This window comes from Mucilaginibacter gotjawali (genome assembly GCF_002355435.1).
Classification (GTDB): domain Bacteria; phylum Bacteroidota; class Bacteroidia; order Sphingobacteriales; family Sphingobacteriaceae; genus Mucilaginibacter; species Mucilaginibacter gotjawali.
In genome coordinates this window covers 1,675,780-1,689,727 of sequence record NZ_AP017313.1, presented here as the reverse complement: position 1 = coordinate 1,689,727, position 13,948 = coordinate 1,675,780, and the positions used below count along the sequence as shown (strand labels likewise).

General features: G+C 41.8%; 11 protein-coding genes and 1 pseudogene. 7 read left to right on the top strand and 5 right to left on the bottom strand.

The window, feature by feature from the left end:
• The first annotated feature begins 130 nt into the window (after window positions 1-130).
• Both MgSA37_RS07890 and MgSA37_RS07885 read left to right on the top strand, forming a co-directional pair.
• Entirely contained in the window at window positions 131-892 is a 762-nt protein-coding gene (locus MgSA37_RS07890) for an NUDIX hydrolase (RefSeq protein ID WP_096351025.1), read from the top strand.
• An 80-nt stretch (window positions 893-972) separates the two neighbouring features.
• Window positions 973-2,838 (top strand): M1 family metallopeptidase, encoded by a 1,866-nt coding sequence (locus tag MgSA37_RS07885; protein ID WP_096357332.1) that lies wholly within the window; start codon window positions 973-975, stop codon window positions 2,836-2,838.
• Window positions 2,839-3,082: 244 nt separating this feature from the next.
• On the opposite strand, the gene MgSA37_RS07880 is transcribed toward MgSA37_RS07885, so the two are convergent.
• Window positions 3,083-3,466: a VOC family protein gene (locus tag MgSA37_RS07880; protein ID WP_096351024.1), complete on the bottom strand. Its 384-nt coding sequence runs from the start codon at window positions 3,464-3,466 to the stop codon at window positions 3,083-3,085.
• A 259-nt stretch (window positions 3,467-3,725) separates the two neighbouring features.
• On the opposite strand from MgSA37_RS07880, the gene MgSA37_RS07875 reads away from it, so the two are divergent.
• From MgSA37_RS07875 to MgSA37_RS07860, 4 genes are all read left to right on the top strand, one after another.
• Window positions 3,726-4,709, top strand: a complete 984-nt coding sequence (locus MgSA37_RS07875; RefSeq protein WP_096351022.1) for a GlxA family transcriptional regulator — start codon at window positions 3,726-3,728, stop codon at window positions 4,707-4,709.
• A 312-nt stretch (window positions 4,710-5,021) separates the two neighbouring features.
• Window positions 5,022-5,444, top strand: a complete 423-nt coding sequence (locus MgSA37_RS07870; protein WP_096351020.1) for a c-type cytochrome — start codon at window positions 5,022-5,024, stop codon at window positions 5,442-5,444.
• A 41-nt stretch (window positions 5,445-5,485) separates the two neighbouring features.
• A complete protein-coding gene (locus MgSA37_RS07865) occupies window positions 5,486-6,709 on the top strand; it encodes a hypothetical protein (protein ID WP_096351018.1) in 1,224 nt (407 codons plus the stop codon).
• 11 nt (window positions 6,710-6,720) lie between these two features.
• Entirely contained in the window at window positions 6,721-6,996 is a 276-nt protein-coding gene (locus tag MgSA37_RS07860; RefSeq protein ID WP_096357330.1) for a c-type cytochrome, read from the top strand.
• A gap of 94 nt (window positions 6,997-7,090) precedes the next feature.
• On the opposite strand, the gene MgSA37_RS07855 is transcribed toward MgSA37_RS07860, so the two are convergent.
• A complete protein-coding gene (locus MgSA37_RS07855) occupies window positions 7,091-7,471 on the bottom strand; it encodes a YciI family protein (RefSeq protein WP_096351016.1) in 381 nt (126 codons plus the stop codon).
• Between the two features lie 108 nt (window positions 7,472-7,579).
• Window positions 7,580-9,043, bottom strand: coding sequence for a rhomboid family intramembrane serine protease (locus MgSA37_RS07850; RefSeq protein ID WP_096351014.1), 1,464 nt, complete (start codon window positions 9,041-9,043; stop codon window positions 7,580-7,582).
• 334 nt (window positions 9,044-9,377) lie between these two features.
• Here MgSA37_RS07850 and MgSA37_RS07845 point away from each other — a divergent pair, with 334 nt between their 5' ends.
• Window positions 9,378-10,109, top strand: a complete 732-nt coding sequence (locus MgSA37_RS07845) for an acyl-CoA desaturase (RefSeq protein WP_096351012.1) — start codon at window positions 9,378-9,380, stop codon at window positions 10,107-10,109.
• 60 nt (window positions 10,110-10,169) lie between these two features.
• Here the strand turns inward: MgSA37_RS07845 and MgSA37_RS07840 are convergent, their stop codons facing one another.
• Together MgSA37_RS07840 and MgSA37_RS29695 are read right to left on the bottom strand one after the other, a co-directional pair.
• Window positions 10,170-13,763, bottom strand: coding sequence for a T9SS type B sorting domain-containing protein (locus MgSA37_RS07840; RefSeq protein ID WP_096351010.1), 3,594 nt, complete (start codon window positions 13,761-13,763; stop codon window positions 10,170-10,172).
• Window positions 13,764-13,871: pseudogene (locus tag MgSA37_RS29695) on the bottom strand (hypothetical protein); the annotation flags it as partial.
• Window positions 13,872-13,948 lie beyond the last annotated feature (77 nt).

The following is a 13,948-nucleotide window of genomic DNA, read 5'->3' as shown; positions in this document are numbered from 1 at the left end:
GTTTATTGGTATTATACGATTGAATAATAATGATTATAATTGGCCTTACTATAAAAAATCATAGTGTATTAATGACACAATTGTAATATTATAATTTAAATAATCAAAGTATTTTTGTAGAATAGCCAAAATGTTAACCAAAAAAGGACTTAAAGAGTTTTGCGCTGATGCCCGCGAAAATTATTTACCCCACATATCTATTGATTGTGTGGTATTTGGCTTTCATGAGGGCATTATGAAAGTACTGGTACTAAAAGTTCAAAACGAAGACGAATGGTACCTGCCTGGCGGTTTTATGTTAAAAAATGAGCCTATAGAAAAGGCCGCTAACCGGATATTGAAGGAGCGCACCACCCTTGATAAGATTTTTTTGCAGCAGTTTCATGTATTTGGCGACCCGGAACGTTCAAAAGAGCATTTTGATATGTACAAGGACATGCTTCCGGCTAAAGAAAATTGGTTTGCAAACAGGTTTTTAACTATCGGCTATTATGCATTGGTTGATTTTTTTGAAACAAGCCCTAACCCCGACCAGTTTGCAGAGTCGTGCCAATGGCGTGGGCTTGACGACCTGCCCGATTTTAAATTGGATCATGCGCTGATATTAAAAACCGCGCTGGATACTTTAAGGCTGCAGCTGAATTACCAGCCGATAGGTTATAACCTGATGCCAAAAGAATTCACCATGCCCGAATTACAAAAACTGTATGAAGCTATCCTTGACAAAAAACTCGACAGGAGAAACTTTCAGCGGCGTATGCTTGGCTTTGGTATTTTAACCCGGTCAGACGAACCGCGAAAAGGCGGCGCGCATAAGGCCCCTTACCTTTATTCTTTCGACCTTGAAAACTATGAAGCTGCATTGAGAGAAGGTTTTAAGGGTGGATGGTAATTTTTTTATTCCGGATATCGGATTTTCGATTTCGGAAGTATGCTGGATTTGATATTTTATTAAACAAAAAATTTATATTGATGATACCCCGTATTAAATTATTACTGGTTGCCGTTTTCGCAGGCATCAATTGTTATGCACAAACTACTTTGCCGGTACCGGTAAACATCCAGGCTTCGTATTCAAAAGGCACAAGATCCGTTAACGGCGAACCCGGTAAAAATTACTGGCAAAACCATGCCGATTATACCCTTAAAATAAATTTCGACCCGCACAGCCGTTTACTGAATGGCACCGTATCTGTTGATTATATGAATAACAGCCCCGATACTTTAAAAGAGGTTGATTTTAAGCTTTATCCTAATTTATATAAAAAAGGATCTGTTCGTAACATGCCGGTATTACCTGCGGATGTAGGAGATGGTGTCCGGATAAAACAATTGAGTATCAATCAGCAAAAGCAGGATGAAAAAAAATGGATCATTGACGGAACAAATATGACGGTAAAAACGCCTGCCGTTTTACCAGGGCAATCCATACATTTCGACATTGCCTATGCTTACACACTTAACAAAACATCGCATATACGTACCGGGCAGGTAGATAGCGGCGCTTTCTTTATCGCCTATTTTTTTCCGAGGATTGCCGTTTATGATGATATTGACGGGTGGAACCAGCAGCATTACCAGGGCACTCAGGAGTTTTATAATGACTTTTGCCATTTTAATGCAGAGATCACTGTTCCCGGCAGCTATGAAGTTTGGGCCACCGGTAATTTGAAAAACGCTGATGAGGTTTTGAAGGATAAATTTGTAAAAAGATTAACAGAAGCTGCGAAGGAAGATAAGGTCACTGATATTTTCACTGAAGACGACCTGAGAGCGGGCAACATTACCGCCAATAAAACAGCCAATACATGGAAGTTTGAGGCCGACAGCGTTACCGATGTTGCATTTGCAATAAGCAACCATTACTTATGGAAATCAAGCAGCCTGGTGGTTGACCCTGCCACAGGCAGGCGCACCAGGGTTGACGCCGTTTTTAACCAGCATCATGAAGATTATTTTGAGGTGATCAATTATGCAAGAAAAACGGTGGAGTCCATGAGTTACCGGTTCCCGAAATGGCCCTACCCCTACCCGCACGAAACCGTTTTTGACGGGCTTGACCAGATGGAATACCCGATGATGGTTAATGATAACCCTGAAACAAAAGCCGAAGACGGTATTGAACTAACGGATCATGAGATCTTTCATACCATGTTCCCTTTTTATATGGGTGTAAATGAAACTAAATATGCCTGGATGGATGAAGGCTGGGCAACTATTGGCGAATGGCTGATCAGTCCGATGATCGATCCGAAGGTGACGGACACCTTTGCTATTGAAGGATATGAGAACAATGCGGGCACTGAAAGCGATCCGCCCATAATCACTTTAAGTACCTTACTTGAGGGCGTAGCTTACGAAACCAATTCGTATCCTAAACCCGGCCTTGGATATCTTTATGTAAAGGATATGCTTGGAGACGAGGTTTTTACCAAAGCATTGCATCATTATATCAGCCTTTGGCATGGAAGGCATCCCATGCCTTATGACTTTTTTAATTGTATGAATGAGGGTGCAGGCGAAAATTTAAATTGGTTTTGGAAAAGCTGGTTTTTTGATAATGGCGTACCCGACCTGGCCATAGGTAATGTTCAAATAGCCGACAGCCATTGTACGGTTACTATCAATAATATCGGCAAAAAACCTGTACCGGTAGACCTGACTGCTATTTATACCGACGGTAGCACCTATCATATGCATCAAAGCATTGCCTGCTGGAAAGATGGCAACACTTCATTCACGCTAAATTTTACAGCCAATAAAAAAATAAAAACACTTGTACTTGGCGGAGATTTTGACGCCGATGTAAATAAAGCGAATAACGTTTGGCGGCAATAGGAGCCATTATAGGCCCACCCAACCGATCCTGGAGAGAAGGCCGCAAAATCTTTAAATATTGCAACACACTGTACTACAGCGAGCGCAGCAATGCTATTAAGTTTAGGATTTTAATATCGAACACCGAAGCCCAATTTTTAATAATGAAGTAATTAACTTCGGCATTCATTATTCGATATTAAATTTCTTCCTTTTCCCTTAACTTAATAGCATTGGCGGGGGCAGGGTGAGGCTAACTAATTTTTTAATTATTTGAATGCATGGCCATACCATTACCTTCAGAATCAATAAAAAAAGCCATGTAACCAATCTCATCGGTTATCTTCGTTTTTGGCATAGTTACTTTTCCGCCTGCAGCTTCAACCTTGCCTAAGGCAATATCCAGATCGGGGTTGGCATTCAGGTATATTTTAGCACCGTCAGCAGATGGTTTGTGAAATGGGCCCTCAACCAGGCCTCCGCCAACTTTTCCGGTCATGCCATCGCCCGGGAAAAATGCCATTTTCATACCCATCATTTCGGTTTCATGTAAATCAATCGAAAAAACTTCTTCATAAAATTTTTTCGCCCTGGCCATATCACCAACAGATATTTCGAACCAGTTTAAAGCATTTGTTGTTGCATCCATAGTTTTCGGTTTTTAATTTATTTATAAAGCTAAAATTTAATTATTAAGCTATCATTATACAATGATTAGGAATTTGACCGGTTGTTTATTATTCAAACATAGTGGCAATTTAAGAGATTAATAGTGTATAAATACGACAACGTTAGGGGTTGATTGCGACAAATGTTTATTGTAGGTTTGGATTGATATTAATACGAAACAAGATTAAAACCTGTCATTATTAATGCCATCATCCCGAAATACTATAAATCACAGGCCCATGAAACACGTATCGGTTTTAGTGCCAAACAGCCCCTGCATATTAAGCAGCGTAATTGGCGCCTTTAAGGTATTTAACACCGTAAATATGACTCTTGAAAAGCAGGGAAAAAAGCCGTTTTTTAACATTAAGCTGGTAGGGCTCAGTAAAGAAACATCGCTGTATGACGGGCTGTTTGTAGTGCGGCCCGAGGCATTGATAGGCGAAGTATCTAAAACGGACCTCATTGTAATACCCGCATTTAACGGGGATATTTCTTCGTGCCTAAAACTGAACCTGGATTATATTCCATGGATAACTGAACAGTACAAACAGGGGGCTGAAGTTGCCAGCCTTTGTACCGGGGCATTTTTACTGGCCTCAACGGGTTTATTAAAAGGCAAAAAATGCTCGACCCACTGGGTTGCGGCTGACGCCTTCAGGCAAGCCTTCCCGGATGTAAAATTACAACCCGAAAAAATTATAACCGACGAACTGGGCATGTACTCAAGCGGGGGCGCTTATTCTTTTTTAAACCTGATGATTTACCTGGTTGAAAAATATTGCGGCCGCGAAATGGCAGTATATTGCTCAAAAATGCTGGAAATTGAGATTGAACGTAAAAGCCAGTCGCCATTTGCCATTTTTACCGGGCAAAAAACACACGAAGACGAGCCGATAAAAAAGGCACAATTGTTTATGGAAAACAATGTAAACAGCAAAGTTTCTGTCGACCAGCTTTCGGATATGTTTTCCATCAGCCGCCGGAATTTTGAGCGCCGGTTTAAAAAAGCCACGTCCAATACCCCCGTTGAATACCTGCAAAGGGTAAAAATTGAAGCCGCCAAAAAAAGCCTTGAATCAAGCCGCGAGAACATTAATGAAGTGATGTATTCGGTTGGTTATTCAGACAGCAAGGCCTTTCGCACGATGTTTAAAAAAATAACCGGGCTTTCGCCTATTAGTTACCGAAATAAATATAACAGGGAAATGGCAGTAAAATAAACTAGCGATAAATCCCGAAAGCTATGTTTTCATTTCAACCTTCTCTCTCAGGGGGGCTGTACTAAATCGATAAAAATGCCTCAAAACACATAGATGCCTTCTGGTAATCGGGGCATTACGTCTGTAACCTGCTTATCTAAAACCGCATGCTTAAGCATATTTTTTATCACAAATATGACTTATATCATTTTTCAACGTGACTATCCTCATACTAAGTGGTTGTTTTAAAGTGAAACTTTAACATAAAATATCACCGTGATATTTTTATGATAACCAATTTGACAAACGAAACAATTACTAAAGTAAAAAATTATGAAATCACCATTCCCCAAAAGCATTTTTTTAGGTTTACTTGTAGCAGTAGCAATTACTGCATTAACCAGTTCAGTTGCGTGTGCGCAATCAAAACCATGGATAGCGCCTGCCGTTGCACAAGCTATGAAAAATCCAGTTGCTTCAACACCGGATGTGCTGAAAGCCGCGAAAACACTTTACATAACTAACTGCGCGCCTTGCCATGGCGAAAAAGGTAAAGGAGACGGCCCGGCTGCGGCTTCATTAACGCCACACCCTGCTGACCATACTTCAGCTGCGCTGCGTAATGAACCGGACGGCTCATTATTCTGGAAACTTTCTGAAGGAAGAACCCCGATGCCTCAATATAAAAAAATATTGACCGAAACACAGAGATGGCAACTGATCGATTACATACGCAGTCTCAGCAAATCAAAATAACTATTAATGGATTAATCCAAAAAACTTAAAAACAGGATATTATGAAATCAATAGTTAAAAAAATTGCAATAGGGCTTGGCGCTTTGTTGCTCACAACACAGGCAGACATGCTGTTTGCCCAACAGGCCCCAACCCCTCAGGACACCCTGAACGACAGAATTACAGCCCTTGAACAGCAGGTATTTCAGCAAAAACGTGGTGAGGACCATTTTATGGTAGCGGGCTTGTTAACCTTTGGCCTTGTTACCAACAAAACAAAAACAACGATAGGTGGCGTAAGCACAACCAGCCGTACCAGTACCTTTGGCAATGCCGATACTTACGAATTTAGCCCAATGCTGCTTTGGCGCCATGGCGACAAATTTTTAATGGAATTTGAACCATCATTTAACAACGACGGACTGGGTGTAAACTGGGCCGACGTATCCTATTTTGCCGCACCGGGCCTTATCATCAGGGGCGGTTACCTGGTCATCCCTTTCGGTATTTATAACAAGCGTTTAGCCGCCGGCTGGATAGATAAGCTTGCTACCGACCCCATCGGTTTAGACATACCCGCAGGTACCGATTACGGATTTGAAGTTGAAGGCGGGCTGCCGCTCGGCGATATGAAATGGAGTTACGACCTGGCAGTTACCAATGGCATGCAGTTACTCCCCGATGGAGAATTACAGGGCATAGGTATTACGGATAACAATATCAATAAAACTTTTTCCGGAAGGTTAGCGATACTTCCGCTGTCCAACTCTGCACTTGAGCTGGGCGTTTCCGCATTAACCGGCAAAGTTGGCGATACAGGCGCACCTAATGCTGATATTAAGACCAATATGTACGCATTGGACCTGAATTATATCCAGGCAATAAAGCCATTTTCGGTGAACATTAAAGCCCAGTATAATGTAGTAAATGTAGATAGGCAGAATTATATCAACCCCAATGATTCAACCCAAACCTATGGCTACAATAACCATTCAACATCAGGTTTTGCGCAAATCTCCGTAAGGCCCGCCTTTTTAGATAACGGTTTAAAGAATTTTGAACTGGCTTACCGTTACGCCAATTACACCTCGCCGGCAATGTCGGCATGGGGAGCAAAAACAGATCAATCAACTATTGGCCTTGCTTACTGGATCAACTGGAGAACTGTATTAAAAGTATCTCATGAAATCGTCAACACCAATGGTACCGTCAATACAGCCATTTTTCCGGATGCCGGAATTTCAAGATCCAATTCATGGTTCATACAATTTTCCATTCAACTTTAAAAAACAGCTATATGAAAACTTTAAATAAAAAGAATTTAATGGGTATAGTGGTGATCCTTGTTGGAATCCTGATATTTTTATCCATCAACGGCTGCTTTGTAAGTGAAAAAGTAGCCGCAAAAAGCGGCGCCCAGCTATGGGCCGAAAATTGCCAGCGCTGCCATAATATGCCATCTCCTGCCACCTTTTCGCCGGACCAATGGGAAACAGTTGGCATGCACATGCAAACCCGCGCGCTGCTTACCAAAGCTGAACGCGATAAAATAGTGGAATTTTTAAAACAATAATCCCCTGTTTAATTGAGTAAGCCCTGCGTGTAAAAACATGCAGGGCTTTCGTTTTTAAAAGATCTTTCAGAAACTACAATACCTGCAAAAAAGGTTAGCCTTTGGGATAAACGTAAGCGGTTGATTCTTCTTTCATTTTAATAGGGCGCACCTCAACCCTGGCGGTTGTGGTGAATTCAAATTCGGGATTACCCTTTGCAATGGAGGTGGCTTCTTCCAGGTTATTTGCACGGATGTGATAATACCCCACAATAACTTCTTTATCCAGGCTATATGGAGCTTCGCTCCAGCTACCGTTTGAACCGGAGATCACTTTACCCTCACGAACCAGGGGTTGCGCACTGATCAGCTTCCCGTTCGCCTGTAGTTTTTCGATATAAACTTTGCAGGCATTCAAAAATGCTTTGTCTTGATCGGCCGAAAAGGTCGATTTGCTGTCGGCTTCATTGCGGATAAGGAGCATAAATTCTTTCATGGTAATTGGTATTTATTGGATATTTTACAAGGTAAATTCATGAGATTAAAAGCCACATTTACCTGTTCACTTAATGTTTATCAGCGGCAAATTCAATTATTTGCCTGTTTATTTACCTTTAAGGCTGTCAATTAATTCCCCGATATCCTTATTATAAAATTCGATGCTATCTTTATAACTATTTGAATTTTCGTTAATCGCTTTATAGATTAAATTATAGCTCTTTATGCGGAGATTACAGTAGTTTACCAATATTTTATCTCTTTTATGAAGTGCATCAGGCAAATCTAATTTATCGATACTATTAATCAATTCAATATCCTGGTTCCAGTAATATAGGCCCCTGTCCTTAATTTCCTTCAGCAGTGTGTCTTTGGGCGTATTTTTAGGCATTTGATAAACTTCAAGCGCCATACTTTCCATTGAGGCAAAATTTTTCATTTTTTCATCATATTGGCCCAGGTTGTTCGGGATTCGTCTACCCACGGTAAAGCAGGCAAGAAGTACAACAATTAAAACAGCTGATATGATGCCTAATTTCAGATCCATTCTATCCGGTGCTTTAAGGCTGGGGTAGTACAAATAACCAATAATAAACCCGCTTAACAAACCGCCAACATGCGCGGCATTGTCTATCCCGCCCTTCATTCCGTTCATCAAATTATAAGCAACAAAAACCAGGATACTGGTCAACATCGCTTTACGTGCTGATTTTTCGATGAAATTTGTTGTAAGCATGGCCAGGAAAACGCCGTACATACCAAATATCGCGCCTGATGCCCCTGCGCTTACCGTTGCGTCGTGCATGTACAAGCTTGTTGTGCTGGCAACAATACCGGTAAGGATGTACGCCGCCAAAAATCTTAATTTACCTAAATAGGGCTCCAAAAGCAACCCTATATAAACAAGGGCGTACATGTTAAATAAAAGGTGAAGCAACCCTATATGAAGAAAAACATTGGTTAACAACCTCCACCATTCGCCATTTAATGTCGAAGGCCTGAAATTAGCTCCCCAATTGAGCAGATCTTTCGTATTGGGGGACATAAAATCAACCCCGGATATTACCATTAAGATATAGATGAGGATATTCAGGTCGACGATAATCGGCGTAATAAAATAGCCTTTTGATGGCCAGAAAAGCGACAATATGCCTGTGAACTTTCCCTTTGTCGCCGGCGGGAGATGGTTGTCTTCTTCATTGGCAGCAAATGTTGGTTTAAGTTCTTCAAATTGCCGGGCCATATCTTCCGGAGTGACAGTACTTTTTAACAACTCGAGTTCGGCGACAAGCGATTCAATATTCCCTTTATTTTTCCCCCAATCCATCAATTGATTCCCGGTGCATTCGCTTTTTAAAGTAGCCTGGTCACCCTCAATTGTCACTTTTACTTCTTCGCTCCATGACGTCATTGAAAATTTAGTGTAGGCTATAAACCCGGTTTCGGTCTCAAAAGCGATATTCCAGTCGAGGATTTTTGCCGCTTCAATTGCAAGCACCAGGAATTCCTGTGGTGTTAATGGATCAATGGGAAGTATTTGAACGTATTTAGGGGAAAATCCGAAGGCCATATTGTGTTTGGTTTATTTTTATTAGTCTGCTTAAATTTATTAATAAGTTTAGCAATTGCAACAATTATAATCCGGGCAGCAAAACAAATAGTTGAGTTCCCCGTTGGATAAGTATACGTTTTTAATAATTACCAAAAGCACCTGATTTTATTGGTTTTAACCAGTAAAATATTACCTGTTTGACAACGCGCATTGAAATGGATCCGCGCAACCAACCCGGCTGATTCAGGCCGACAAGGAAAAAACTATCCCTGTTACTAACCCAACAAACATTCATGCCTTATCGCAAAGAAGATGATCATGCCTGTTATTTAATTACATTAATTTTTTCGACATGATCATACTTATTTTCTTTATCGCACATTGGTTCCTCTCTTTGTTTTTTCAAACATTTTTTCAGCACCGTTACGCTTCTCACCGCATGTTTACTACCAGTAAATTTTGGGAGCGCGTATTCTATTTAATGGCCTATCTGTGCGAGGGCGCTTCATTTTTAAATCCCCGCGCCTACGCCCTTATGCACAGGGAGCACCATGCCTACAGCGACACCGCAAAGGACCCGCATTCGCCGCATTTTTTTCCTGATGTATTTCAAATGATGAGTTACACAGTTAAAACATTTAAAAACTACATCCAAAAAGGCAGTGATACCGAAGAACGCTTGAAAGGCAACTACCCGGAGTGGCCATTGATTGACCGTATGGGTTCATCCCTGTTATCCCGGTTATTGTTTGGCGCCGCTTATACCTGCTTTTACATTATTTTTGCCACCCACTGGTGGCTATTTTTGCTGCTGCCAATACATTTTATGATGGGCCCGATACACGGCGCCATTGTGAACTGGTGCGGGCATAAATACGGCTATACCAATTTTGATAACAAGGATAAATCAAAAAACACCACGCCCTTTGATTTCCTGCTGCTGGGCGAATTGTTCCAGAACAACCACCACAGACACCCCAACAGCGCCAACTTTGGTGTAAAATGGTTTGAGTTCGACCCGGTTTACCCGGTAATGAAGTTAATGCACTGGATGAGGATCATAAAGTTGAGGAAGGTATATTGAGAGGGTCAAACAAATCCAGCAACTTCTAAAAGTGGCCTGATTCCCGGTATTTAAAGCCTCCTACCTAAGAATTGTAACAGGACCCGACAATGGCTTTTTACCGTTTTTGAGGTCGATAACATAATAATAAGTGCCTGAAGGTAAAGGTTTCCCTTCAACTGTTCCATCCCATGATTTAGCGTAGCCAACGGAGTTATAAACCAATATGCCATACCTGTTAAAAATATTAATGGTACAGCCGGTATAAGCAGCAAGTGACGGGATGTCCCAGGTATCGTTTACTCCATCGCCATTAGGCGTAAAGGTGTTAACAATAATTACAGGGGTGAATACTATCATTTCAATAGGATTTGATGAAATCACCGGCGACGCGACGCATTTGCCTGTTGTTATGATGATACAGGCCACTACATCGTGGTTTATTAAACTGCTGGTGGTAAAAACCGGGCTGTTGTCACCCACATTTATGTTGTTAACCTGCCATTGATAAGCAACTGTTATTGTACCGGATGTGGTATAAGCTGTTGTAGCTGTAAAAGTTACCGGTTGATCTGGGGATATAATATTGTTAACAGCTGTTGAGGTTATACTTACTGAATTTGTGGTATACGCGTCGGCCGTTAACGACGCGGTATTAGAGGTGGCCGTAGCAACGGAACAGGCAACACTGCTGGTTATTTTACAGGTAATTTTGTCACCTGTGTTCAACGTCGAACTGATAAAGGTAGCGGTATTGGTGCCCGCATCCTGGCCGTTCACCTGCCATTGGTAAGTCGGGCTACTACCAGCGTTTGTAGTCGTTGCTGTATAAGTTAACGACATACCATTGCATCCATCATAGTTATCAGGCGTAATGGTAACCGTTGGTACAAGGATTGACGGTGGGGTTATGCTAATCTCAACATTATTAGACGTTGCCTGTGAAGCAGTAATGCATTGGCCGCCGTTATTGGTAAGCACACAATTAACTATGTCGCCATCCGCAAAGCTGTTGCTACTAAATGCAGGACTATTTGTACCGGCATTTACCCCATTGACCCGCCATTGATAGGTTGAGTTATTGCCCCCGTTGATTGCCGTTGCTGTAAACGTAATTAAGGTACCGCTGCAAATGGCGCCTGTAGAAGATGACTGAATTTTAATAGAAGGTGTTACATAAGCAACCTGATCGATACCAGCTACCTGGTTTGATATAGCACTTGTAGGGCACGAACTGTTATTTGTTACTTTGCATTGTACGATATCCGTTTTTATTAAAGTGGTTGTAACAAAGGTTGCGCTGTTGGTACCAGTATTTATCCCGTTAACCATCCATTGATAAGCCGGATTTACAATGCCATTATTTAGCGTTGCTGTAAAAGTAACGGGCATACCTGCGCAGGGCGCTAAATTATCGGCCTGTATGTTAACTATAGGAGTAATTAAGGGGTTAATTGTTATACTGAGTGGGTTTGACGTAACCGGGGTTAAACAGCTTTGTCCTGTTAAGATATTGCAGCTGACCACATCGTTATTGTTTAAGGTGGAAGTTGTGAATGATGGGCTATTATCACCTGCATTAGTTCCGTTCACCTGCCATTGATACGTCGATGCAATAACATTCGCAGGTACAGCCGTGAATGTTAACGCAGTGCCTGCACAGGCCACAGCAGGACCACTAATACTCAAAGACGGCGTCGGGGCATTGTTATCTGCGGTCACTTTAAAATTTACCGAAGATTTAGCGTTAAGGTCATCTGTCGCGGTAATTGTTACCGTTACGGGCGTGTTAGATGATAAAACGGTACCAGCCAGCGGCGACTGGGTAAATTTTATATTATTGCTGCAGTTATCAGTTGCGGAGGCTGTTTTTGTATAATCGGGCAAAGTTATCGGGCATGAGCTATTAGCAGGAATGACAACATCAGGGTAAGTTGATGTAATAGCAAGGGAGCTTTGCACGGTGACGGGGATTTGGGCGGTTGTAGGAGTACCCGAATTTATATTACCATTTACATTCCCTTGTATCCCACCTGCAATTGTTGTTACAACACCGCCCGGGGTAATTTTCCTTATGGCATTGTTGTTGAAATCGCTAACATACAAATTACCCGAAGGATCAATTGTCATCCCTGTGAGGTCATTAAATTCAGCAGCCGCTCCTACACCATCTTTAAATCCCTGATCCAAAAAGTAACCACCAACAAAGTTTATTGCATTCCCACCTAAGGGAAGTTCCCATACCTGGTCTTCATAAGCAACAAATACGTTTCCACTTGCATCTACATTTATTGAACCAAAAGGTTCAAATTGCGTAAAACTATATATCGTAGTAACTACTGCGGCAGGAGAGATCTTCCTGATCTTCGCATTCCCATAATCCAATGCATAAATATCGCCTTTTTCATCAATTGCTAATCCATTGATGAATGAAAACCTCGCGTCTAACCCGGTAGCATCATAATCTCCACTCGCGTTAATGCCGGCGAAATAAGAGGTGGCACCATCCGGTGTTATTTTTTTTATAGACACTTGTGTAGATACGTAAACATTATTGTAACGGTCCAGTACAATGCCGCCTACGTTTATCCCTGAAGCAAAAGTTGTCACAGTGCCATCGGGGGCAATTTTCCTGATACTGTGCTGGTCATAATCCGTCACAAACAAGTCACCAAATGAATCAATCGCCATACTGCCTAATTTCCCAAAACTTGCGGCAGTCCCCTTTCCATCAGTGTTACCAGGTGATCCGCTTCCTGCCAAAGTTGTTACTTCGCCGTTGGGCGCTATTCTTTTAATACAGTAATTCCCCTGATCGGCAATGTAGATATCACCGGAAGCATCAGCAACTATACCTGTCGGGCCGTTGAACTCAACCGGTGACGGCTGGCTGGCGGTTACTGTTACGTTTTGCTGCCCCACGGATGAGCAATTAAAAGAGGCGGGGCTAAACGTTGTTTTTATCGGAGTGTTGGCCTTTCCTGTCACAGTTGCAACTTTATCTATGGTTACATTTATATTACCGGTATTATCCAGCGGTAAGATAATCGGCCCATTTTTGGGCGTAATTATAACGGAACTGGTTGCATCTGCTTTGGGTAGCACATCAAGTATCTGTGCTACTGATGCCGCTGCACTATAGGTACCATCACCAGTTTGTGAGGCCGTTATAATTGTATTTCCGATTCCTGTAATATGAATTTTGCCGTTTACAATCGTTGCGACTGCGTTGTTACTGCTTGCTAACACAACAGGAATATTACTATTAGTACTGATAGCCATCGGGTCAAAATCCGCATCACCCAGATATCTCTGCTCAAACGGGACGAAAGTAATAGTTTGCGGAATCAAGCCAATCGTGGCAATACTTACTATTGTTGAACTGTTCCCACTTCCATTATAAGCAGTAATTGTGTAATTTGTAGCGGGTGTTACAACTGTGGGTGTACCGCTAATAATTCCGGTTGTATTGTCAAAATTCAAACCAGCAGGCAAAGTTTTGTCTATAGTATAGCCCATCAAACAAACTCTTTTGATCTCCCGCGCCTCAACGTCTGTCACATAAAGATAACCTTTATGGTCCAACGCAACGCCTTCCGCTGCTGCAAATGAAGGGTTAATCAGGCTACCTGCAACAGTACTAACGGTTTCTGCGGCGCTTATTTCCCTAATCAACCCATTTCCAGTATCAGCAACATATATATTGCCCAGAGCATCAAAAGTCAGACCGGTCGGATAAAAAAAACTGGACGATAACGCCGGACCATTAACTGATCCTTCTATTCCAGTCCCGGCAAAGATGCTTACACCTCCTGACGGGGTAACTTTACTAACCAGGTTATTATTAGCATTACAAACGT

Coding starts and splice junctions, on each gene's coding strand:
- MgSA37_RS07890 (WP_096351025.1), top strand. CDS start 131: ATGTTAACCAAAAAAGGACTTAAAGAGTTTTGCGCTGATGCCCGCGAA.
- MgSA37_RS07885 (WP_096357332.1), top strand. CDS start 973: ATGATACCCCGTATTAAATTATTACTGGTTGCCGTTTTCGCAGGCATC.
- MgSA37_RS07880 (WP_096351024.1), bottom strand. CDS start 3,466: ATGGATGCAACAACAAATGCTTTAAACTGGTTCGAAATATCTGTTGGT.
- MgSA37_RS07875 (WP_096351022.1), top strand. CDS start 3,726: ATGAAACACGTATCGGTTTTAGTGCCAAACAGCCCCTGCATATTAAGC.
- MgSA37_RS07870 (WP_096351020.1), top strand. CDS start 5,022: ATGAAATCACCATTCCCCAAAAGCATTTTTTTAGGTTTACTTGTAGCA.
- MgSA37_RS07865 (WP_096351018.1), top strand. CDS start 5,486: ATGAAATCAATAGTTAAAAAAATTGCAATAGGGCTTGGCGCTTTGTTG.
- MgSA37_RS07860 (WP_096357330.1), top strand. CDS start 6,721: ATGAAAACTTTAAATAAAAAGAATTTAATGGGTATAGTGGTGATCCTT.
- MgSA37_RS07855 (WP_096351016.1), bottom strand. CDS start 7,471: ATGAAAGAATTTATGCTCCTTATCCGCAATGAAGCCGACAGCAAATCG.
- MgSA37_RS07850 (WP_096351014.1), bottom strand. CDS start 9,043: ATGGCCTTCGGATTTTCCCCTAAATACGTTCAAATACTTCCCATTGAT.
- MgSA37_RS07845 (WP_096351012.1), top strand. CDS start 9,378: ATGATCATACTTATTTTCTTTATCGCACATTGGTTCCTCTCTTTGTTT.